Here is a 23,963-nt window from a genome sequence, read left to right on the forward strand (position 1 = left end):
CTTGCGATTAATTACGTTTTACTGCTTCAACAATTTCTTCTGCACAGCTTTGTGCGAGTTGCCCATCTTCGCATTCTACCATTACACGAATTAATGGCTCAGTACCTGATTTACGCAATAAAATACGCCCTTTACCCGCCAAACGTTTTTCTACCTCAGCGGCAACGGCTTTCACGTCATCGCTTTCAAGCGGATTTGCAGCACCTTTCTCAAAACGAACATTCAATAGCACCTGAGGGAATAGCGGTACAGCTTTTGCTAAATCATTGAGGCTTAATTTATGGCTTACCATAGCGGCTAATACTTGAAGTGAAGCAATTACGCCATCGCCTGTTGTATTTTTATCTAATACAATGATATGCCCTGAGTTTTCACCACCCAATTTCCAGCCTTTCTCTTTAAGTTGCTCTAGTACATAGCGGTCACCTACGTTCGCACGAGAGAATGGAATCGCTAACTGTTTTAATGCTAACTCCAAGCTCATATTACTCATTAATGTGCCAACTACCCCACCTTGTAATTTACCTGAGCGAAGAGCTTCACGGGCTAAAATAAAGAGAATTTGGTCACCATCAACTTTATTGCCTAAATGATCAACCATAATTAAACGGTCGCCATCACCATCATAAGCTAAACCAACGTCTGCTCCTGCTTCAATCACCACTTTTTGCAGGGATTTAATATCCGTTGCTCCGCATTTTTCGTTGATGTTTAAACCATCTGGCTTCGTACCAATCTCAATTACCTCTGCACCTAACTCACGCATTACACTTGGTGCGATATGGTAAGTTGCACCGTTGGCACAATCTACTACGATTTTATAACCTTCAAGGCTTAATTCAGATGGAAAAGTTCCTTTACAAAATTCAATATAACGCCCAGCAGCATCATTAATACGGCTTGCACGCCCTAAATTTGCTGAATCGACACAATCCATTGGCTGATCAAGCATTGCTTCAATCGCTTCTTCGATTTCATCAGGCAATTTTTCGCCTACTGATGAAAAGAATTTAATCCCATTATCATAATATGGGTTGTGAGAGGCTGAAATCACAATACCTGCTTCAGCACGGAAAGTACGGGTTAAATAGGCTATCGCAGGAGTAGGCATTGGACCAACAAATACTGCCGATAAACCAGCTGCAGTTAAACCCGCTTCAAGTGCAGATTCCAACATATAACCTGAAATACGAGTATCTTTTCCGATTAGTACCTTTTTTGTGCCTTGTGTTGCCAACACTTTACCCGCTGCCCAACCGAGCTTTAAGGCAAATTCAGGAGTAATCGGAAATTTACCTACTTCTCCACGCACACCATCTGTGCCGAAATATTTACGAGCCATTTTAATTCCTAACTTTTATTTCAAAAAATATTGATATGCAGGGCTATTGCTGACATTTTGGAAACGATAGCCAAGCTGTTCTAAATGTTGATTTAATTCTACTTCATCGCCTTGATTTAGTGCAAATGCAGCGAGAATATCACCATAATCTGCCCCGTGAGCACGGTAATGGAACAAAGAAATATCCCAATTTGTGAGCATTTGCAAGAATTTCAGTAACGCCCCTTTCTGTTCCGGGAATTCAAAACTATAAAGCTGTTCATTTTTGATAGAGGCCGCTCTACCACCAACCATATAACGAATATGAGTTTTAGCAATATCATCATCCGACAGATCCGTTACATCATAGCCATTTTGCTGTAGCTCTTTAATGATTTCTAACTTCTCTGCCGAACCGGAAATTCTTACGCCAACAAATATGCACGCATTTTGATCATCGGAATGACGATAGTTAAATTCAGTTACCGCACGATTACCTAAAATCTCACAGAAAGTTAGGAAACTGCCTTTCTGTTCAGGGATGGTTACCGCCAGTAATGCTTCACGTTTTTCGCCGATTTCACAACGCTCAGAAACAAAACGCAAAGTATGGAAATTAACATTCGCCCCGGAAAGGATACAAGCTAAATTCTTTTCTTGTAATTGGTGCTGTTTTACATATTTTTTTAAACCAGCCAATGAAGTTGCCCCCGATGGCTCTGAAATGGCACGCACGTTTTCAAAAATTAACTTCATTGAAGCACAGATTTCATCATTATCCACCAACACAACATCATCAACATATTGCTGACAAAGGCGGAAGGTTTCATCGCCAATTCGGCGAACCGCAATACCATCGGCAAATAAGCCCACACGCTCTAAATCGGTTGGCTGACCATTTTTCAATGCGTAATACAAACAGGCGGAATCTTTAGACTCTACCCCAATAACTTTAATATTTGGTAAAACTTGCTTAATGAATACGGCAATTCCTGCAATTAATCCACCACCACCAACAGGAATGAAAATATAATCTAAGTCCGGCTTTTGCTGCACTAATTCCAAACCGATAGTGCCTTGTCCTGCAATTACCGCTGGGCTGTCAAACGGGTGAATAAAGGTCATCCCCAATTCAGTTGAAAGCTCAATCGCTTTTGCTTTAGCTTCATCGAAGTTTGCACCATAGAGCAATACCTCACCACCATAACCACGCACTGCATCAACTTTGATTGCAGGGGTATTTTGTGGCATTACAATCAGGGCTCTTAAACCTAAATGTTTTGCTGAAAGTGCCACACCTTGAGCATGATTACCGGCGGAAGCGGCAATCACACCGGCTTCTTTTTGTGCTTTAGATAGATTAGAAATCATTGCAAAAGCACCGCGCAATTTAAAACTATGCACAGGCTGACGATCTTCACGTTTAATAAACACATTATTGCCTAAACGTTCAGACAGTTTTTCCATTTTTTGCAGAGGGGTAACTTGGGCGAGATCATAAATGTTCGAGCTTAAAATCGAACGTAAATAATCTACAGATTCGTTTTGTTTGGTTTCACTCATCATTTGAAAGGTTATATTTTTATAAAGACATTGGTAAATTTTCTAAGAAATTGGACCGCTTACCATTAGCTTTAATCGATATTTTAAAATAGATCTCCCTCCAGAAAGGAGGGAGAAATAAGAATTAGTGATGACCGCCGCAACCACAACCACCGTGATTATGGTGATGGTCGTGATCGTGTCCGCCACAGCAGCCTGCGTGATCGTGATGATGATCGTGTCCGCCACAACCACAACCGTGCTCGTGTCCACCGTGAACGTGTCCGTGTGCAATTTCTTCTGCGGTTGCTTCACGCACGCCAACTACTTCTACAGAGAATAATAACTCTTGACCGGCTAACATATGGTTGCCATCAACCACAACTTCATCGCCGTCCACTTCAGTAATCACAACAGGTAATGGACCTAAGTCTGTGTCTGCAATAAAACGCATACCTACTTCTAGTTCATCTACGCCCATAAATACGTCTTTTGGCACACGTTGAACCATATTATCATTATATTCGCCATAACCTTCTTCCGGTTTTACACGTACTTCAAATACATCGCCAACCACTTTACCTTCAAGGGCTTTTTCTAAACCTTCCACTAAGTTGCTATGACCGTGCAAATACTCTAAGGGTTGATTTACCGGAGCTTCATCAACCAATACGCCGTCTTGGGTACGCACTTGGTAAGCAATGCTTGGTACTAAATCTTTTGTAATTTTCATATTGAATCCTTTATCCACGTTTAGTTAAAAATAACAAGCCATTGTAACGCTTTATTTTATATTTGCAATCTATCCGCGAATTTTAACCGCTTGTAATAGTTATTAATCGACAATATCGGGGGTTACCGCATCAACAACATCTACCGCCGTACCGACTACGCCGCCCACAACCGAAGTAACTAAGCAACCACTTAACAGTACTGCTGCAAAAATCACACTACCTAATTTAATTAACATTTTCATTCTTAATCTTTCATATAAATAAAAAGCAGCCCTAACCAATAATGGCTAGGACTGCATAGAACTTTATGCTAAAATTATTTTTCATCAGCGATGAAACGGTAAGCTAATGCACCGATAATTGCACCTACGATCGGAGCAACCCAGAACAACCATAATTGTTCAATCGCCCAGCTTCCTTGAAATAACGCCACACCTGTTGAACGTGCAGGGTTTACCGAAGTGTTAGTTACCGGAATGCTGATTAAGTGGATTAAGGTTAAACCTAAACCGATTGCAATCGGGGCAAAACCTGCCGGAGCACGTCTGTCTGTTGCCCCCATAATAATAATTAAGAAGAATGCCGTTAATACTACTTCAATTAATAACGCTGCCATTAAGCTATAACCGTGCGGAGAATGCTCACCATAGCCATTGCTTGCAAAACCAGCGGTAGCATCAAAAGTTGGGATACCTGAAGCGATAGTATATAACACCGCACCGGCTGCAATTGCACCAATAACTTGAGCAACAATATAAGGTACTAAATCTTTCGCATTAAAACGACCACCCACTAATAAGCCAATTGACACCGCTGGGTTAAAATGACCGCCAGAAATATGCCCTACTGCATACGCCATTGTTAATACTGTTAAACCGAAGGCTAATGATACCCCTGTGTAGCCAATACCTAGCTCAGGGATCCCCGCCGCTAATACCGCACTACCACAACCACCAAACACTAACCAAAATGTACCGAAAAATTCAGCAAAATATTTTTTCATTTTTAATCCTTACCCATTAGGGTGAACAACACATAAGCGTTTTGCTTTCCAAAAATGCCAATAAATAACTAAATAAAAATATGAGTATTATGATAAACCATAAATACTCATATCAATGCTTAATAGTATAGACAGATTTATTCCTAAATTTAAAGTAAAAATACAAGTCTATACAAATCTATACAATTCTATTCAAAATCAACGCTGCCCGAAGCAACAGCCGAAATTGTCGTTTTACCTGCTTCTAACGGCATATCTGCAGATTTCCCCATTGCGGCTTGTTCTGCTGCATACATCGCACTTGCCATACGAGGAGAGCCATACTCATAACAGCCATCGCTTGGTGTTTGCAGATTAACCATACTTAGTCGATATTTTTTCGCCCCTAAAGCTTTTTGAATAATTTCCGCTTTATCTTGGAATTTTTTAATGACTTCAAGTAGCATCTCTTCTTCCAATGATGCAACTTTCTCAGGCGATACACCAAAGTAAATAGATTGGATTGCCACGTCTTTACCTAAATTTTCTAACACCTCAGCCATAGCGTTGAAATCTTTACTTTTCAAGCTCACACTACCGTAAGCTTGCCAACCGTCAATGTTCCCTTTGTTATTGTAATTGGCGTTATTGCTAATGCCTTCCGCTTGCACCTCAATAGCAGGATGTTTTTTTGCCAGTTCCAGTACTTGATTCAAATTTTGCGAAATACTTTTTTTCAGTTCAGATAATGACTTCCCTGATTTTTGGCTATAAACTGTTGCCTGCATTAAATCTTGTTCAACGCTACGAGTTACTTTGGTTGAGAAACTAAAGTTTGAGGCTTGTTTTTTCTCTACCGAAACAACCGTACCGGCAGGGGCTGCCTCTGTGGTAGCCGTTTCAGCAAAAGCCGTTACCGTTGTTAGTGCAAGCGGTAGAAGTGTGAGAAAATTTTTCAATTTCATAATTAGTCCTTAAAGGGATAAAATTCACTTATTAGATATCCCCACTTTCAGAAAGTTCATTTACTCAATCGAAAGGACGAACACTTGCTCACCTTGTTCTATTTTCCAGCGAATATTATAGCCTGCAAGGTTCATACCATAAATTCTATCGGATACTTTCCCTTGTTGATAAGCCGGTCGGGGGTCTTGTGCAATTACCTCACGAATAAAAGTAAGTGGCTGCTCAATGCCAAATTGAGCAAAGTTTTGGCAAAATTTGACCACTTGTTGAGCTTCTTCACTAAATACAACAGATAGTTTCTGCTCCGGTTTTTCTTGTGCAAAGCCCGATATTGCCTCAGCTTCACTATCCGCATAGGCGATGTAAGGTTTTATATCCAAAATCGGCGTGCCGTTTACTAAATCCACACTGCCTAATTTCAGATAAACGTCGCCGTTCTCAACCACCACAGCTTCTAGTCTCACTTTTGACAAGCCCAATGGATTAGGGCGATGAGTCGCACGGCTGGCAAACACACCGATACGCTCATTCCCACCTAAACGAGGTGGTCTAACCGTAGCGTGCCAATCTCGCTCAGGAATATGATGAAACTGAAAAATCAGCCAAATATGGCTAAATTGTTCCAAGCCTCGCACCGCATCGGGCGTGTTGTAAGGCGGAAGGAAATGCAAAATGCCTTTTCCTTCCGCTACCAAATTGGGCTGGCGAGGCACGGAAAATTTTTCATCGTAAGGGCTTTGCATAATACCGATTGGATTGATCTGGATCGGATTTAATTGTTTTGGGGTAGAAGTCATCGGGATTTTTTCTGATAAAATGACGGAGATTACTCATTATTTTAAACGAAATATTATTTATGAACAAAAATTCCCTTTTTTCGATTTGGTTTACCACTGCTCGCCCAAAAACTTTGCCGCTGGCGTTAGCATCAATTATTGTCGGCTCGGCACTGGCTCATTGGGCTGGAAAATTTGATTTTATTACGACATTATTGGCTTTTATTACGACTATCTTGCTACAAATTCTCTCTAACTTCGCTAACGATTACGGCGACCACGTGAAAGGTTCCGACACCAAAGAACGAATCGGACCGCTTCGAGCCATTCAGCAAGGAGCAATTAGTGGCGAGCAACTAAAAAAAGCGGTGATTATTTTAAGTCTGCTCTCTTTTATTTCAGGCGTAGCATTAAGTGCTTATGCCTTTGAGAGCATTCAAGACTTGTTCTTTTTTATTGGGCTGGGTGTGGTGTCCATTGTTGCTGCAATCACTTACACCGTCGGCAAAAAGGCTTACGGTTATCTAGGATTAGGTGATCTATTTGTGCTGATTTTCTTTGGCTTTGTAGCGGTTATCGGCGTGTTTTACCTGCAAGCTCATAGTGTACCATCAATAATTTTACTACCTGCTTTCGGCTGCGGATTACTCTCGGTTGCGGTATTAAATATCAATAATTTGCGTGATATTAACCAAGACAGACAAGCCGGCAAAAACACGCTGATTGTGAGAATTGGCAGCCAAAACGGGCGAAAATACCACGTTGCGTTGTTGGTACTAGCGGTTATTTCTTATCTGATTTTTGCTATTTCGGAATTTGAACATTGGTACAGTTTCCTGTTCTTACTCGCTGTACCGTTGCTCGCAAAACACGCACGTTTTGTTTATCAACACCAAGATCCAAAAGAGCTTTACCCAATTCTAGGACAAATGGCAGGCTTGGCATTAATCACTAACTTGTTGTTTAGCTTGGGGATTTTGTTGGGGTAAGTTGCAAAATTTCAACAAAAATAAACCGCTTGTAATAAAGAATTACAAGCGGTTGTTTTTTAACTTGAATTTACAATTAGTTCTCCAGTTCTTCTGCAAAGACCCCATCTTTTTCACCACGTTGATAATCTGAATTGAGTAACTTATTGATACTATACCAATCCGCTTCAACCTCTATATCGCCTTCTGCGTAAGCACCCAATTCGTATGGAGGATAAACAAAGGCAATCCCTTCGGGGGTGAAATAGAATTGGTCAGAAATACGGAACTCTTTTTTATCTCCAAATCCATTATATTTACCATTTTCATCCACTCGCTCACGGCTGTAATTTTCCCAAAGGAGCTCTTTCAGTTGGGATTGATTTTTTGGGCTGATTAAATCATTTAAGCCAATGACTGCTTTTTTAGCTAAATCGACATTAATGTATTGCGTATGGTGCATTCCGTGAGCACCACCTGTGTAGCTATAATGTGTCATCAAAAAAGTAGCGATATTATTGCGTTGCCCCATAAAAGTACTATGAATATGCTCATCATAGCCAATTGTAGGCTCTGTTTTCGTACTTTCCAGTAAACCTTGATAAACCTCTTCACGGTGCTTTTTAAACTCTTCTTCGGTGGGATTTTTTAGCTTTCTACCTTGTTCTTCATTGTGATCATAAACCTGATTAATCAACAGTTGATTGAGCCAATCAAAATTTGTTTTTGGAAGCGTAACAATCGAACTCACCGTACTTTCTTCTATTGCAAATTCTTCTTTTGGATCAACTTTATGTTTAATCACATCTTTTTTATCGAAGATTTTCACAATCTCAACGTTTAATGCGGTGTTTTGTTGGGCTTTCTCTAGTTCTGCTTTTAATTTTTCATTCTCCGCTTTCACACCTGAAAGTTCAGCAACTTCTGCTTCTTTTTTTGCCAAGTCTGACTGGGCATTTTTTAATTCTGTGCCTAAGTGAACAATCTGTTTTTCGGCTTCTAATACCGTTTGTGTCATTTTGCCGTCTTCACAACCCGCAATTACAAATACTGAGCTAATTAAAAGTGCTAATAGTGATTTATTCATATCTCTCCCTCTTGTAAAAAATTTAAGAAAAACAACCGCTTGTTGTTCATCTTAAAACAAAAACCCCTGTACCACAAGGCACAGGGGAAATCATTAATCGTCTAAGAAACTGCGTAAGGTTTCTGAACGGCTCGGGTGGCGTAATTTACGCAACGCTTTTGCCTCAATCTGACGAATACGCTCACGGGTTACATCAAACTGTTTGCCCACTTCCTCAAGGGTGTGGTCGGTGTTCATATCAATACCGAAACGCATACGCAATACTTTCGCTTCACGAGGCGTTAAACCTTCTAACACTTCGTTGGTTGCCATACGCAAGCTCTCAGCGGTTGCAGAATCCAATGGTAATTCAAGGCTTTCGTCTTGAATGAAATCGCCTAAATGTGAATCATCATCGTCGCCGATTGGAGTTTCCATTGAAATCGGCTCTTTGGCAATTTTCAATACTTTGCGGATTTTATCTTCCGGCATTCCCATACGTTCTGCCAACTCTTCCGGTGTGGCTTCACGCCCCATTTCCTGTAAACATTGGCGAGAAATACGATTGAGTTTGTTGATGGTTTCAATCATATGCACCGGAATACGGATGGTACGAGCCTGATCCGCAATCGAACGGGTAATTGCCTGACGAATCCACCAGGTTGCATAGGTTGAGAACTTATAACCACGACGGTATTCAAATTTATCCACTGCTTTCATCAAACCGATATTTCCCTCTTGGATTAAATCCAAGAACTGTAAACCACGATTAGTGTATTTTTTTGCAATGGAGATAACTAAACGTAAGTTCGCTTCCACCATCTCTTTTTTCGCACGGCGGGCTTTTAGCTCACCATTAGAAATACGACCGCCAATCTCACGGATTTGAGCAATGGTTAAACCTGACGTTTGTTCTAAATTTTGTAAATTTGCGATATTAACACGAATGTTATCTACATAATTTGCAAGTTTTGGTGCAGCATTTTTCTTTGCATTAATCGCTTTTTCAATCCACGCTTCACTTAATTCGTGCCCTTGGAATGCTTTTAAGAAATCGGTTTTCTTCATACCCGAATATTCAACCGCATAACGCTGAATTTGACGTTCTTCCGCACGCACTTGCTTCATTAGTTTTTGCATAGTGGCAACTAATAAATCAAACTGTTTCGGTACTAAACGGAACTCACGGAAAATATTCGATAAAATTTCGATCTGTTCTCTTGATTTTTTGTTAGTACGACCGTGTTTTTGAATACATAACAACACTTTCTCGTGTTGGCTGCGTAATGCTTCAAATTTTTCTCGTGCTAATTCAGGATCGATTGAGCTGTCATCGCTGCTGTCTGAGCTGCTATCACTTTCTTCGTCTTCATTTTCGTCATCTTCAACATCGGCTACCGTATCTGACTCTTCATCATCATCAAGATCTACCTCTAATTCTTCCGTAACTTGCTCTGATGCATTCGGATCAACAAAGGCTGTAACTAAATCAGAAATACGCATTTCACCCGATTCTACTTGGGTGTAACATTCTAAAAGTCCGACTAAAGCTTCCGGGTACTCTGCAATCGCACATTGCACTTCATTGATACCGTCTTCAATACGTTTTGCAATATCGATCTCGCCTTCACGAGTTAAAAGCTCCACTGTACCCATTTCACGCATATACATACGCACCGGATCAGTAGTTCTGCCTAGCTCTGATTCTACGGTTGAAAGCACTTTCGTAGCTTCTTCTACCACATCTTCATCAGCGATATTCTCAGCCAGGAGTAAATCATCCGCATCAGGGGCAACCTCTAAGACTTGGATCCCCATATCATTGATCATCTGAATAATATCTTCGATCTGCTCTGCATCTACTAACTCTTCAGGTAAATGATCGTGCACCTCAGAAAGCGTTAAATAACCTTGTTCACGCCCTTGTGTAATCAAAAGTTCTAACTGGGATTGCTGTTCTAATTGTTGATCTGCTTGATTTTCCATAGTTTATCCGTTTATTTTGCGAGCAAAAAATAGTAATGGATTATACCACTAAATTCAGCTTGGCTTGGTAAATTTGCAAAAAATTTATGAATCTTAACCGCTTGTTATACGATTTTGCTCTAAAAAAAAGTACTCTTTTTTCTCATCGTCAGTTAAACCCACCGTTCGGTCTTTGGCAATTAACTCTTCTTTTCGTAATTCCACTAATTTAGCATAAAGAAAATCGAGCGTTTCAATAAAGGTGGTTTCAACGTTTTCCGGCAACACTAAATGTTCCCAACTTGCGAGTGTTTCAACGATTTTATATTGGGGATGTTCTCGATAATGTTCAAGTATCCCCCCCATACTAATGCCGGCATTTTGTTGACAAATCGCTACAATATCCGTTAATAATTCAAAACCCGGCTCTTTTAAGGCTTTTAGAGAACTCACATCCGGTACAAATTTCACTAAATGTGGGTTTTGCAATAATAACGCTATCAGCAATCGCATTGGCGTTCGCTTGATTTTAACGGCTTGATGAGCCGCTCTCTCTTCTGCTTTTTTATTCGGTAATAATGTTTCTATCTGTGTTGGATCGAGAATGCCTAACTTCTGCCCTAAAATATTGCGTAAATAAACACGCAACATTTCACCCGGAATGCGGTTAATCAGCGGTACGGCTAAAGCTGCCAATTTGGATTTTCCTTCTTTTGAGGAGAGGTCCACATCAGCAAGTAAACTATCAAACAAGAAATCACTCAGAGATTTGGCATTCTCTGCCAAATATTGATCAAAACCGGCTTTACCTTGCGAGCGAATGAAAGTATCTGGATCTTCGCCATCAGGCAAGAAAATAAATTTGAGCTGACGACCGTCTTGCAAGTATGGTAGAGCATTTTCTAATGCTCGCCACGCTGCATCTCGTCCGGCTCTATCACCATCATAGCAACAGATAATCTGCTCAGTGCAGCGGAACATTTGCTGAATTTGCTCACCTGTAGTGGCTGTACCTAATGAAGCCACAGCATTATCTACTCCAAATTGAGCCAGAGCCACTACGTCCATATAACCTTCCACTACAAAGAGATAATCAGGGTTTTCATCCACTTTGAGTGCTTGATATAAACCGTAAAGCTCACTACCTTTATGGTAAATTACCGTTTCAGGCGAGTTCATATACTTCGCACCTTGCTCATCATTTGGCAACACTCGCCCCCCAAAGGCGATCACACGTCCACGCTTATCCCGAATAGGGAACATTACCCGATTGCGAAATTTATCGTAAATTCGACCGCTATCATTTTTAGTTAAGATCCCTGTATCGAGCAATTTTTGTGTTTCTTCAGGCGATTGCCCAAAAGTACGTAATGCCGCATCAAAGGCATTAGGAGCAAAACCAATTTCAAAACGTTCAATAATCTCCGCCGATAAACCACGCTGTTGCAAATAACTTTGTGGCTCAATTTGATGGGTAAGATTTTGCTGATAAAACTTCGCTACCGCCTCCATCAACTCATAGAGATTACGCTTGGTTTTAAAATTCGCTTGCGGTTTACCATCACGACTAATGATATTTTCTCTCGGCACTTCTAGCCCGTGCATAGCCGCAAGCTCTTCAATTGCCTCCGGAAATTCTAATTTTTCGTAATCCATCAAAAAAGTGATGACATTACCGTGAACGCCACAACCAAAGCAGTGATAAAACTGTTTCGACTGGCTTACCGAAAATGAAGGGGTTTTCTCGTGATGAAAAGGACAACAGGCTTGATAATCTCGTCCTGCTTTTTTGAGCTTGACCCGACTGTTGATGACCTCAACAATATCAGTACGAGCGATGAGATCATCAATAAACGAACGTGGAATTGTGCCTTTCATTGATTGCCTCCTGCTCTTTGAATGATACAAGCGGATAATTTATCGTAAAATTTTACCAAAATATGACCGCTTGAAATAGAAACGTTAAAAACACCAAAACCGTGAGCCTAAAAGGAATCACGGTTTCGATATATTTTTGCTAATTAGCGAACTAATTAGTATAAACGTGTGTTGCGTGCGTTCTCACGGAAATTACGTTTAGCGTGGCGTTTAGCAAGTGATGCTTTTTCACGTTTACGAATTGTAGTTGGTTTTTCGTAGAATTCACGAGCACGAACTTCTGCTAAGATACCTGCTTTTTCGCAAGAGCGTTTGAAACGACGTAATGCAACGTCAAATGATTCATTTTCACGAACTTTAATTACTGGCATATGCCATCACCTCAGAAAAATAGATTAAATTATTAACCGCATACAATTTTGGCGGCATAGAACAAAAAAGGTAGTGCATTCTACCTCAACAAAAAAGCAAAGTAAAGAGCAGATTAAGGCTGAAATGCTAAGTTTATTGCATACAAATCAGAAACAAATTTATCTTAAAAAAGAGATGGATAGGTCTAAAGCTATTAGGATAAAATAAGTATGTTTTTTATTGCTTAGGTAAATTTTTATGTTGTTAAATTTCAGAAAAATAGAAAAAAACCATATCATTTTTTTCTCTAACATATTGATTGCATTATTTTTTGTAACTATTTTAACCTTTAAAAAAGGTTACAGCTATGTGCCAATAACACTTGGTACTATCGCTACCTTGACTTTCTTATACTATCGCTTAAAACTCAAAATAAAGTGGCAGTGGGATCAAGAAGACAAATACCTAATTTTTGCACTCATTGCCTATTTTTTCACTTTTGTGCTATCTATCATTTTTAATGGTGATGGAATTAGGATAATTGATAATCCAAGCAGGATATTACTCTTCATTCCATTGATTTTTTTCTTTGCTCTTTACCCAATTAAAAAAAATGTACTCTTTCACTTCATACCAATTGGTTCATTTATTACAGGGATATTAGCGATTTACCAGAAGTTTTTCCTAGAATTACCAAAACCATTTCCTGGGATGATGAGTATCCAAGCGGGGGATATTGCTATCTCATTAGCGATGTTTAGTATAGTTATTTCCCTATATTGGTTTAGTATAAATAAAAATGGACTTGGTATTTTATATATAGTATTTTCAGCATTTGGGTTAGTTGCAAGTATCCTTTCTGGAGCTAGAGGAGGCTGGGTTTCTTTTCCATTCTGCATTCTTTTCATTTTAGCCTGCTATTATAAAAATCTTAATAAGAAGGCTCTATTATTAATCATATCTATATTCACTATTTCTATTTTAATATTTATTACAAGAGCTGAATTTGAATTCGCAGAAAGATATAGCTCCGCAAAAACAGATGTAAAAAATTATTTTGAAAAAGGAATAAAAAATTCTTCGCAAGGAGCTCGCTTAGATATGTGGGAAAATGGGATTATCGCGATCAATGAAAAGCCATTGCTAGGTCATGGTAACTTAGGATATGACCAGTTCAGAGATAGGCAAATAAGAGCTCAAAAAATGGCAGAGACCAGCTCATTTAATAGTCTCCACAATCAATATCTAGAAGCATTTGTTAAAAGAGGAATTATTGGCTTTACAGCCTTAATGGTAATTTTAATTGTCCCATTGGCCATTTTTATACAGCGTCTAAAAAGCAATAATAACTATACTAAAAGCATTGCTGTATTAGGAATAGTGCATATTATATCACATATGTTCTTTTTCTTAACTCAATCTTTCTTTACTCATACTTCAGGTACAATATTCTATTTCTTTATGCTAATTTTGTTATATCATGCGATCAAGCAGAAAGAAAATATCAATTAAAAATAAAGGCAGAATTTACTTTCTGCCTTTATTTATTTTCTTACCTTGCACCAAACCCTGTCAGCATTGTTTTTAATGTTTTAAAAATAATTAAAATATCCAACCATAGAGAAAAATTTTTGATGTAATAGAAATCGTGTTCGACTTTCACACGAGTATCATCAACATCAGCTGCATAGCCGTGTACAACTTGCGCCCAGCCTGAAATTCCCGGTTTCACAATATGGCGATAATTATAAAACGGGATTTCTTCCTCAAATTTATCAACGAAAGCTTTCTGTTCCGGACGCGGACCAATTAAACTCATATCACCTTTTAACACATTAAAAAATTGTGGTAGTTCATCAATACGTGTTTTTCGGATAAATTTACCAATGCGAGTCACACGCATATCTCCGCTTGAGGCAAATTGTGCCCCATCTTTTTCAGAATCTTTGCACATACTTCTAAACTTATAGATGCGAAACTCTTTACCACCTTGACCAACACGGTTTTGGATAAACATTGCCCCACCTTCACTTTCCAAACAAATAGCAACAGCGGTGATAGCCATAATTGGCAATGTAATTGGGAATGTCAGCACAATAAGAGAAATATCTATAACACGTTTGATTAAAGAATAAATTGGCGAAGGGAGTAATGACCCCAAATCATTTTCATACATATGATGAATTTTCACACGTCCCGTCAGTGATTCTTGTAACTGGCGAACATTGTAAACAGGGATACCATTTAAAGTACATTTCGCTAAAAACTTTTGCCAATCTGCTGATAATTCAGAAGAATGGAGATCAGCAGCAATCGCATTAATCCTCTTCTCTCCTAATTTAGGCTCAGTTAATTCAACCCAATCTACATTTTCAATTTGATTTAACGCTACAGCCTTCCCAAGTGAAATATAAGCAATTTTAGATACAATCCAACGTCTAGAGACAAAGTAACCGATAAAGCAAAATAGCATTGTTAATACAAAACTAGTACCTAACAGCATATTTGAATAATCTAAACGGAATAGTGTTAATACCATAAGTACAATAAAATACCACGCAATTACAGTTGAAAACACAAAGCTAGCCGATTTATTCCCTGGATATTTAATTAGTACTCTAAGTGTAATTGCAATCATCACAAATGCTAACGAAGTTGCAACAAGGGTATTGGTACGAGTCTCCATTAAGTTAAATCCACCACCCCAAAAATAAAGAGCGGGTAATAAACTAGAAAAAATAATGCCTAGAATACTTTGTATCGTAGTACTAAAAAATAGTCGCTCGTACCAACGAGAGTGGCGTTTCTTTTTATAAATTTCCATAAACTATCCTTTTCTTAACTTTTTATAAACCTTACCCAATAAGGATTTAGGTAATAATCGAGGCAATGCTCTCATTATAAAATAAATAGTAGCGACACTAGCTGATTGTAATTTCAACAGGCTTTTCAATTGTGCTAATTGTAACTCGCTTTTAATATAATCAAACCCTTTACGACGAGCATACATAGCAGTTCCACTTCTCACTTTTACTAGAATCTCCGGTAAATTATATACTTTATATTGCTGTGCAATTACTCTTAGCCAAAGATTATAATCTTCCATATAAAGATGATGTTGATAACCACCCACTTGCTCAATAACAGATTTTTTATAAGCAGTTGCCATATGATTAAATGGGTTTCTCAATAAGGCGGACGAATAAATTTCCTCACAACTTACCGGCACCCTCTTAATACCGAGAGAACTTGACATTGTTTCATCAAATTCCTCAACTTGCGTGCTAAATAAAACCACCTCAGGGTTTTCCTGAATAAATTTAACCTGTTTTTCAAAGCGTTCAGACAAGCAAATATCGTCTGTATCCATTCGAAATACCCACTCATTAGAACAATGCTTCAATCCTTCATTTAATGCTTGTCCCAATCCTACATTCTGTGGTAGGCGAACCACAACAAGCGGTAATTTTTCTGCAAAATTTTGCACCACTTGCTCTAAGCTTTCCGAGATTACTCCATCAAACACTATAACTATTTCACTTGCAGGTAAAGTTTGAGCTTGCAAAGAGTGCAAGCTCTCTTCCAAATAAGCGGGCTGCTCTTTATAGTATAAGGACATAAGAACTGAAAAATTCATATAAACCCCATCATCTAAATTTCTTAACAACAAATAAATATAATAATGTTCTATACACTAAAAAATACAAAGCAAGAACATTAAAAAATTCAGAATAAGGTAAAGAATCAAAATATCCCAATATATAAATCAACATTACTAAAAAAATATAATACTGAACCCTAAATTTATCAAAATTATCAATCTTAAGATAGTGACTAGTAAAAAATCTAGCTTTTGTTGCAAAATCTAATGTATTGCAGAGTGGATATAAAAGCCAAGATACAAACAAAAACCCCAAATCACCAAGCATAAAAACATAAACACCAAAATATTTAAGTATTAACAATAAAGAATAAAGAATAATATTAAACTCATTTCTGATAGAGTTATAAACAACATACACAAGAAGAATAGATAATGAATTTAATAAAATAAAGATAAAATATTCCTTATACAGACAGAATACCATAACATTTGAAATAACAACCCATAATAATCTTATCGAATAGATAAATTTCTTGTTTTTTTCATAAAATACATGCTCCTGCTGAGATAACCTTAAAGTAGGGTTATTTTCTTTCTTCACTAACTCAGCATCATTATAAATATAACCTAACTCATAGGCTGAAAAAGTCGCCAATAGTAGTAAAAAATACAGCATAAACCCAGCATTCATCATATAAAAATATACGACATATGTAGGGATAATATATGTAAATATCCAAGCAAACTTTGCAGACTTACCTACTAATCTCGTTCTAAATAAGTAATAAAAAGGAATATAAAAAAACATTAATCCTCCATTATAAAACCAACACTCAAGCCATTTTCATTCCAAAATTTCATATTTTTCTTATTCGATAAAATCGTATGATTCTCGCTCTGCCTAATCAAATCCAAATCTGTCTTATTATCTGTTATAACCCAGAAAGGCTTATGTTCATTTTTAAAAAGGTCGACCTTAGTATGAAGCAAATCTTTTCTTAGTTTTCCAGTACAAATACCATTAATATATTCTAGTTCTGAAGCGTAAAAACTGGAAACGCCCAAATTAAGAGCTACCGCCTTTACGATACAATCCAAACTAGCGGAGCATAACAAGATCGTACCACCTTTATCTCTAAGTGATTGATTCAAAAAGTCATGGGAAAACGCTATCTTCTTTTCTGAAAGGATATATTCCACATACTCTCTTGCTGCATCTTCAAGTTGACTTTTTGTACTACCCTTTAAAGAAAAAATGTACAATGCCCTATAAATATCCATACCAACCATTTTTCCAATTAAAATTAAAAGAATTTTAACAACTTTATTATCTAAAATACCTAGATATAACTTCTTGCTTTTACTTTGAGAAAAAAAACAAATGAAATCAAATGTCGTATTTGCTTTATATAAAGTCCAACAAATATCAAATATATACTTTTTATCCATTCTAAACCTACCCACGAGAATTATTCCCTATAAAAACATAGTTAATAAAACCCAGATATAATAACATTAAACTAATGACTACAAACCCGTCAACAATCAAAGAAAATCCTGAAGTAGGGGACAATAGCAATATATAGGATTTATTATACATATAAGAAAAAAACATAATAAATAGAATATTTTTCCTATTTTTATCTCGATAAATTCTCATTTTTATTTTATTGATAAAACCAATATATATTCCTATGGCTAGGACATATAGCACCCCAAATAATACCCCAAAATGAACGTAGGCATCTAAATCAAAATGTTCAACACTTCCCCCAGATAAACTATCAGGATAATGATATAACCAAATTGCTCTACCAACAGAAATACTTTCTTTAACACCAGTTAAACTTTCTGTTAACGATCCACCAATCAAAGGTCTAAGAAATAGATTTGACCAACTTGATACTTGATATTGAACAATATCTATAATGCCATCTGGTAAGGATAAATAATACATATCAGCATTTGCGACGATTCTGAGTAATAAAGCCTCAAACCATACTGGATAATCAGTATACTTACTAACCATACCTGTGTCAGATGCCATCCTGTCAAGGAAATATGCGACATAGACAAGAACTGCAAAACTAATAATAAGTAATAAAAAAAACCTTTTTAAGGTGAAAATCTTAAACGATATAGAGTAATAAAGAATAATACTAATAAAAGCAGTATATATAGACTCTATAATAGCAAATTTAGCACCATTTATAAAAGATGAGGCTATAGAAAATAATAACAAAGCAATATATAAACCCCATGACCTTTTATTAAATGCTATTATAGCAGCGTAAGCAATTATAAATAATCTTATGACATCCATATACCTTGAAATAATGCCCAGCCCGCCAGAATTTGCTTCAAATCTAGAAATAAAAAATACTGAAAAATCCACTTTAGAAATATAAAAAATCAATAACAAAAAATAAATTGATATTAAAAATGATATTTCTCTCTTTGGAAAGTTAACATTGGAAGAAAAGAAACGAAATTTATATCTATACTTAAATATAGAAACTTGATAGCCTAACCAAATGCCAAAAGATATGACTATATAATAGAGTAAAATGATATAAAAGTAGTCAGTAGATATATAGCTATTTAAGAATAAGAAAATTACAATAGCATAAGATGTCCCAAATGTGAATATCCAAAAGAAATTTATGGAATCGATGAGTACACCTAAATTGAATCTACGAACTTGATATAACAGAACACCTGAAATAAGAGCAACTAAAAATAGACAATATAAGCCTTTTTCAAATATATCAACAAGTATGTGACCCATATCATCTGTTCTCTTTCATAAAACCATATGGAAGAATATTTTTTATAAGCACTATTGGAAACCTCTTCCTGAAAATAATTTTTGGCTCTTTAAGAACGCTTTGAACTAAATAACCAAAAGATTTCTTTTTATCAAATGCAGCAGCATCAGAAGAGATAGATAGATATATATCCCCTAGATATTTATCATAATCCTTAGTAACGAGCTTAATAATATCAATTTTTTCCATCATAAGATTCATATTTTTTGAAGTATTTTTTTCATGCCGTCTATAATCACAAATTATATCTCCAATCACTGCTATTGTAGAACCATCTTGCGTTAATTTTAAATAGCTATACCAATCTTCCAATCTAATCTCAGGATGATATTTACCAATCTTACGCAAAGCATCTAGCCTTAACATCTGTGTTGGTGCGGGAAGAGTGTGCTCAAATCTTGCTATTTCATCAAAAACGTAGTAATGTGATTTTGGATAAATAGTTCTAACAACTTGACTATCATCGTCAATTTGATTAATACCTCCAAATACAGCCACCACATCCGTATGAGTTTCTAGGAACTGAACCTGCAATTCAGTTTTATATGGCAACATCTTATCATCTGATGCTATAGCACAAAAATATTTTCCACGACACCAGTCAATTGCTTCATTAAGCGTTTTGCTTAAGCCTTTATTCTCTCTATATCTGAACTCAAAACGAACAAATCGATTCTTACATTTCTCAATTAACTGATTGATCTTTTCAACAGAATGATCTCTTGAACCATCATCAATAATAATTAACTCAATATTCTGATATGTTTGATCTATCACACTCTGAATACACTCCTGCACATATCTTTCATGGTTATAGCATGGGATAACTACAGAAACTAATGGCATATTACTCATTTTTATTTACCTTTTATAATTTATTTAAAACCTTAAATATGAAAAGTCCTACTACCATCAAATATAAAGTATAATTAATAAGATGTGCTAAACTTACACCTTCAAACCCTATTAAATTTACAAAAAGTATTGATAATAAAACGCTTGATATAGAAAAAACAACTTCTGTAATAACAAATAACTTTGTCATCGCCTTACTAAGCATTAAATATGCAAGAATCCAACTTCCTATCTTAACGATATCCCCCAATATCTGCCAAAAGAAGAGTTCTCTCATTGGCAGAAACTTATCGGAAAAGAGTGTAATAATAATCCAATCTTTTAATATAAAAACTGTTACGCCGCCTAATAATGCCAATGGAAAAATATATTTGTACGCAAGAAAAATTTCTTGTTTGATTTTATCAACTTCTTTTAACTCTGAAAGCCGAGGTAAATAATATACCCCCAATGTTGTTGTTACTAACATTAAATAAGCACCGCTAAAGCGTACCATTGCTTCCCAATAGCCGGCATATTCATTACCATATTCGTATGAGAGATATTGGCGAATAACCATTTGTGAAACAGGTACACAAACAGCACTTACCACTGCCATTAAAGCAAAAGATGCAAATTTTCTTGCAATACCTTTATCTAAATTGCCAAACAGCTCTTTCCAACTAAACCAGCTTGCTTGGTTACAAATAAAAAATGTAATAAAGAAAGCGAGTGATTGGTATATTGCAAGTGCAACTAATGCTCCATATAAGCCAAATTCAATGACTAAAACTGCAGTAATAGCTAATGAAATCAAGCTACCCGATATATTAGCTGCAACCAATCTTTCGATTGCTTTTTTACCGTTTAATATAGCAAGAAAAAGTGTATTTAGATTAAAAAATAGTAGAAAAACAGCAAACCATATAAACACTGATTCATAATCGGAGTTATTGAATATAACGACTGAAAGTTTCTCTCTCAATAAAAAGATTAGGCCACCGCCAACCAAACTAAAAAAGAAGATAATACCCGTTGCAGTTTGCCAGATTGTCCTCTGTTTTTCTGGTTGCTCATAATATTCTGCGGTATATTTTACCACCGCAGTATTAATTGCATTACCGGAAAATACGGTAACCATCTGAATAAAATTTTGGAATTGTCCGATTAATGCATAACCACTAGGACCTACATAAACTGCCAGAATTTTATTCAGAATAAACATAGTTGCTGTCTTAATTAAGACAGCAATACCATTTAAGGCGCTAGTTTTAAATAATTTCATAGGTCTTATTTAAATTGATTACACAATTCTATAACTCTATTTGCCTCATCAAATGTCATCGTTGGGCTGATTGGTAAACTTAATACCTCTTGATGAATCTGTTCAGATATTGGGAAACTCAAATTATTCCATTCCTTATAAGCTTGTTGCTTATGTGGTGGAATAGGATAATGAATCAACGTTTGCACCCCATTTTCTGATAAAAATGCTTGTAAAGCGGAACGATTTGCACAACGAACCACAAATAAATGCCAAACGTGTTGTTTATATTCTTCTGCATTTATATCATTGAGTGGCAAAATAATGTTGGGATTTTTAATCTTACTTAAATAAATTTGAGCGATTTTACGTCTATGCTCAGTTTCTTTATCTAAATACGCTAATTTTACATCAAGCATTGCTGCTTGAATCTCATCTAAACGGCTATTTACACCCGGTACTAAATTTTCATATTTTTTATGAGAACCATAATTGCGTAATGCTTTCAACATTTCTGCTAATTCATCGTCATTAGTCGTAATCGCACCTGCATCCCCTAATGCCCCTAAATTCTTACCAGGGTAAAAACTAAACCCAGATGCATGCCCCCAGTTCCCAACTTTTTTACAATCAATCTCCGCACCATGAGCCTGTGCTGAATCTTCTAATACCAATAGATTATGCTCTTTAGCAATATTCATAATTTCTGGCATAGGGGCAATTTGACCATATAAATGCACAGCCAAAATTGCTTTTGTTTTTTCAGTAATTGCTTTTTGCACATTCTGTGGACAAAGGTTATAAGTATTTAAATCAGGCTCAACCAATACTACCTTCAACTTATTTTCTGTGATTGCTAAAATACTTGCGATATAGGTATTAGCAGGGACAATAACTTCATCCCCCTCTTTTAGCTTACCTAGTTCTTTCCAGGCTCTTAAGGTTAAAATCAGTGCATCTAAACCATTCGCCACACCGATAGTATGTTTTACACCACAATATTTTGAAAAGTTTTGCTCAAATTTTTCAAGATATTTTCCTGTAATATACCAACCTGAATCAATCACATCAGTACAAGCATTTATCAATTCTTGACGATATTGTGCATTAATTGCTTTTAAATCTAAAAATGGAATCATATTTACCTCTAACCTTTTATTCTTGCAGGATTGCCAATTACAGTCGTATTATCAGGAACATCCTTAGTTACCACTGCTCCTGCACCAATCATTGCATTTTTCCCAATATTAATACCAGGTAATATAGTTGCATTAGCACCTATACTTGCACCATCTTCAATAACGGTTTCTAAAAACTTTTCAGGATATATTTTCGAGCGTGGTCTTTTATCATTTGTAAAAGTTACATTAGGCCCTATAAAGACATTATTGCCAATACGAATTCCATCCCACACAAAAACACCTGACTTCACTGTCACATTATTACCAATCACCACATCATTCTCAATTAAGGTGTGTGCACATATATTGCAATTACTTCCTATAATTGCATCTTTTAAAATAACACTATATTGCCAAATTCTTGTATTTTGACCAATTTTTTTTGACTGTACATCAGACAGAGAATGAATAAAAGGCTTATTAACTTCTTTTAAGAAATCATTATAATCACGAATATAATCACTCTCGCTATAGTAATCACTTGCCAAGACTAACAGTACACAATCATCAGAAAAATCATGCATTTCTCGCCAAACCAAATTCTCTATAAGTAATCCGCGATTGGGACTATCTAGTAAGATTGTTTCCTTTTCCTTACCATTATCTAACTTAACTTTACATTGCCCTTTTACACAAATAAGCACCTGTGACAAATTCTTATGTGCATGAAATCCCCTTGGTTTATTTTGCGTATTAAAGATATAATAAATACGTTTAACTTCAAATGGGATATTCTTAGTAGATTCAATAGAAACTAAGCCACCTCTTTCATCTCCCAAATCTGGCAGCTCAATAAAATTCACTAAACTCATTTTTCATTTACCAAAGATAATAGATATTTCCCATACTCATTTTTTGCCATAGGCTGAGCAATAGATTTTATTTGTTCATTAGAAAGCCAACCATTTCGCCAAGCAATCTCTTCTAAACAAGCGACTTGCAGATTTTGCACATGTTCTATCGTTTTAACGAAAGACGATGCTTCATGTAAGCTATCGTGCGTTCCCGTATCAAGCCACGCAAAGCCACGACCAAGCAACTGAACATTTAGTGTTCCGTCATTGAGATACATCTCATTAAGCGTAGTAATTTCGAGTTCTCCTCTTTCTGAAGGCTTAACCTGTTTTGCAAACTTGACCACTCGATTATCATAAAAATATAACCCGGTTACTGCCCAATTTGATTTTGGTTTAGCAGGTTTTTCTTCTAATGATAGTGCTTTAAAGTTTTCATCAAATTCGACAACGCCAAAACGCTCCGGGTCTTTCACTTGGTAAGCAAATACGGTTGCACCGCTAGATTTCTCAGCAGATTGTTTGAGCATTGGGGTGAAGCCTTGCCCATAAAAAATATTATCTCCAAGTACTAAGCAGACACTATCGTTACCAATAAAATCCTCACCAATTAAAAATGCCTGTGCTAAACCATCAGGACTTGGTTGAATAGCATAGGATAGCTTGATCCCAAAATCTGAACCATCACCTAATAAACGTTTAAAGCTCTCATTATCTTCAGGGGTTGTAATGATCAATATCTCTTGAATACCCGCTAACATTAAGACCGAAAGTGGGTAATAAATCATCGGTTTGTCATAAACTGGTAACAGTTGTTTTGAAACCCCTCTGGTAATAGGGTAAAGACGAGTGCCTGAACCACCCGCCAAAATAATACCTTTCATGATTTTCCTTGCAAATTTTTCTGAA

Annotated in this window: 23 protein-coding genes; 2 read left to right on the forward strand and 21 right to left on the reverse strand. The window is 36.6% G+C overall.

The window, feature by feature from the left end:
* Positions 1 to 7: 7 nt before the first annotated feature.
* The 7 genes from glmM to tsaA form a co-directional block, all read right to left on the reverse strand.
* Positions 8 to 1,342: a phosphoglucosamine mutase gene (gene glmM, locus X781_RS09720; protein ID WP_025236683.1), complete on the reverse strand. Its 1,335-nt coding sequence runs from the start codon at positions 1,340 to 1,342 to the stop codon at positions 8 to 10.
* 15 nt (positions 1,343 to 1,357) lie between these two features.
* The gene (gene ilvA, locus X781_RS09725; protein WP_414625547.1) at positions 1,358 to 2,884 is read right to left on the reverse strand and encodes a threonine ammonia-lyase, biosynthetic; all 1,527 of its coding nucleotides are present in this window, start codon (positions 2,882 to 2,884) and stop codon (positions 1,358 to 1,360) included.
* A 124-nt stretch (positions 2,885 to 3,008) separates the two neighbouring features.
* Positions 3,009 to 3,596, reverse strand: coding sequence for a peptidylprolyl isomerase (slyD, locus tag X781_RS09730; RefSeq protein WP_025236685.1), 588 nt, complete (start codon positions 3,594 to 3,596; stop codon positions 3,009 to 3,011).
* Positions 3,597 to 3,698: 102 nt separating this feature from the next.
* Positions 3,699 to 3,839 carry a hypothetical protein gene (locus X781_RS12420; RefSeq protein WP_200865312.1) on the reverse strand — a complete coding sequence of 47 codons (141 nt, stop codon included), beginning with the start codon at positions 3,837 to 3,839 and terminating at the stop codon, positions 3,699 to 3,701.
* A 74-nt stretch (positions 3,840 to 3,913) separates the two neighbouring features.
* On the reverse strand, positions 3,914 to 4,600 hold the full coding sequence (gene aqpZ / locus X781_RS09735) for an aquaporin Z (RefSeq protein ID WP_025236686.1): 687 nt from the start codon (positions 4,598 to 4,600) through the stop codon (positions 3,914 to 3,916).
* Positions 4,601 to 4,788: 188 nt separating this feature from the next.
* Complete coding sequence (locus X781_RS09740) at positions 4,789 to 5,544, reverse strand: SIMPL domain-containing protein (RefSeq protein WP_025236687.1); 756 nt, start codon at positions 5,542 to 5,544, stop codon at positions 4,789 to 4,791.
* Between the two features lie 60 nt (positions 5,545 to 5,604).
* Positions 5,605 to 6,342 (reverse strand): tRNA (N6-threonylcarbamoyladenosine(37)-N6)-methyltransferase TrmO, encoded by a 738-nt coding sequence (gene tsaA / locus X781_RS09745; protein WP_025236688.1) that lies wholly within the window; start codon positions 6,340 to 6,342, stop codon positions 5,605 to 5,607.
* 59 nt (positions 6,343 to 6,401) lie between these two features.
* On the opposite strand from tsaA, the gene X781_RS09750 reads away from it, so the two are divergent.
* On the forward strand, positions 6,402 to 7,310 hold the full coding sequence (locus X781_RS09750) for a 1,4-dihydroxy-2-naphthoate polyprenyltransferase (protein ID WP_025236689.1): 909 nt from the start codon (positions 6,402 to 6,404) through the stop codon (positions 7,308 to 7,310).
* A 76-nt stretch (positions 7,311 to 7,386) separates the two neighbouring features.
* On the opposite strand, the gene X781_RS09755 is transcribed toward X781_RS09750, so the two are convergent.
* From X781_RS09755 to rpsU, 4 genes are all read right to left on the reverse strand, one after another.
* Positions 7,387 to 8,376 carry a DUF3298 domain-containing protein gene (locus tag X781_RS09755; protein ID WP_025236690.1) on the reverse strand — a complete coding sequence of 330 codons (990 nt, stop codon included), beginning with the start codon at positions 8,374 to 8,376 and terminating at the stop codon, positions 7,387 to 7,389.
* A 93-nt stretch (positions 8,377 to 8,469) separates the two neighbouring features.
* The gene (rpoD, locus tag X781_RS09760; protein WP_025236691.1) at positions 8,470 to 10,341 is read right to left on the reverse strand and encodes an RNA polymerase sigma factor RpoD; all 1,872 of its coding nucleotides are present in this window, start codon (positions 10,339 to 10,341) and stop codon (positions 8,470 to 8,472) included.
* 93 nt (positions 10,342 to 10,434) lie between these two features.
* The gene (gene dnaG / locus X781_RS09765) at positions 10,435 to 12,198 is read right to left on the reverse strand and encodes a DNA primase (protein ID WP_025236692.1); all 1,764 of its coding nucleotides are present in this window, start codon (positions 12,196 to 12,198) and stop codon (positions 10,435 to 10,437) included.
* Between the two features lie 155 nt (positions 12,199 to 12,353).
* Positions 12,354 to 12,569, reverse strand: coding sequence for a 30S ribosomal protein S21 (gene rpsU / locus X781_RS09770; RefSeq protein ID WP_006252283.1), 216 nt, complete (start codon positions 12,567 to 12,569; stop codon positions 12,354 to 12,356).
* Positions 12,570 to 12,807: 238 nt separating this feature from the next.
* Here rpsU and X781_RS09775 point away from each other — a divergent pair, with 238 nt between their 5' ends.
* Positions 12,808 to 14,061: an O-antigen ligase family protein gene (locus X781_RS09775; protein ID WP_038644023.1), complete on the forward strand. Its 1,254-nt coding sequence runs from the start codon at positions 12,808 to 12,810 to the stop codon at positions 14,059 to 14,061.
* Between the two features lie 40 nt (positions 14,062 to 14,101).
* Here the strand turns inward: X781_RS09775 and X781_RS09780 are convergent, their stop codons facing one another.
* From X781_RS09780 to rfbA, 10 genes are read right to left on the reverse strand one after another with little or no spacing between them, the layout of a single operon-like run.
* On the reverse strand, positions 14,102 to 15,373 hold the full coding sequence (locus X781_RS09780; protein WP_038644024.1) for a sugar transferase: 1,272 nt from the start codon (positions 15,371 to 15,373) through the stop codon (positions 14,102 to 14,104).
* 3 nt (positions 15,374 to 15,376) lie between these two features.
* Positions 15,377 to 16,186 carry a glycosyltransferase family 2 protein gene (locus X781_RS09785; RefSeq protein ID WP_025236695.1) on the reverse strand — a complete coding sequence of 270 codons (810 nt, stop codon included), beginning with the start codon at positions 16,184 to 16,186 and terminating at the stop codon, positions 15,377 to 15,379.
* Positions 16,187 to 16,196: 10 nt separating this feature from the next.
* Positions 16,197 to 16,961 (reverse strand): hypothetical protein, encoded by a 765-nt coding sequence (locus X781_RS09790; protein ID WP_025236696.1) that lies wholly within the window; start codon positions 16,959 to 16,961, stop codon positions 16,197 to 16,199.
* On the reverse strand, positions 16,961 to 17,602 hold the full coding sequence (locus tag X781_RS09795; RefSeq protein WP_025236697.1) for a haloacid dehalogenase-like hydrolase: 642 nt from the start codon (positions 17,600 to 17,602) through the stop codon (positions 16,961 to 16,963). The genes X781_RS09790 and X781_RS09795 overlap by 1 nt, the downstream gene beginning before the upstream one ends.
* Positions 17,603 to 17,609: 7 nt before the next feature.
* Complete coding sequence (locus X781_RS09800) at positions 17,610 to 18,941, reverse strand: oligosaccharide repeat unit polymerase (RefSeq protein WP_025236698.1); 1,332 nt, start codon at positions 18,939 to 18,941, stop codon at positions 17,610 to 17,612.
* 1 nt (position 18,942) lies between these two features.
* Positions 18,943 to 19,836: a glycosyltransferase family 2 protein gene (locus X781_RS09805; protein WP_025236699.1), complete on the reverse strand. Its 894-nt coding sequence runs from the start codon at positions 19,834 to 19,836 to the stop codon at positions 18,943 to 18,945.
* A gap of 13 nt (positions 19,837 to 19,849) precedes the next feature.
* Positions 19,850 to 21,100, reverse strand: a complete 1,251-nt coding sequence (locus X781_RS09810) for an O-antigen translocase (RefSeq protein ID WP_038644027.1) — start codon at positions 21,098 to 21,100, stop codon at positions 19,850 to 19,852.
* A gap of 5 nt (positions 21,101 to 21,105) precedes the next feature.
* Positions 21,106 to 22,218, reverse strand: coding sequence for a DegT/DnrJ/EryC1/StrS family aminotransferase (locus X781_RS09815; RefSeq protein ID WP_025236700.1), 1,113 nt, complete (start codon positions 22,216 to 22,218; stop codon positions 21,106 to 21,108).
* An 8-nt stretch (positions 22,219 to 22,226) separates the two neighbouring features.
* Positions 22,227 to 23,072: a WxcM-like domain-containing protein gene (locus tag X781_RS12620; protein ID WP_025236701.1), complete on the reverse strand. Its 846-nt coding sequence runs from the start codon at positions 23,070 to 23,072 to the stop codon at positions 22,227 to 22,229.
* On the reverse strand, positions 23,069 to 23,938 hold the full coding sequence (gene rfbA, locus X781_RS09825) for a glucose-1-phosphate thymidylyltransferase RfbA (protein ID WP_025236702.1): 870 nt from the start codon (positions 23,936 to 23,938) through the stop codon (positions 23,069 to 23,071). Before rfbA ends, X781_RS12620 begins: the two co-directional genes overlap by 4 nt.
* Between the last annotated feature and the right edge of the window lie 25 nt (positions 23,939 to 23,963).

The sequence above is a fragment of the Mannheimia sp. USDA-ARS-USMARC-1261 genome (genome assembly GCF_000521605.1).
GTDB classification, from domain to species: Bacteria; Pseudomonadota; Gammaproteobacteria; order Enterobacterales; family Pasteurellaceae; genus Mannheimia; species Mannheimia indoligenes.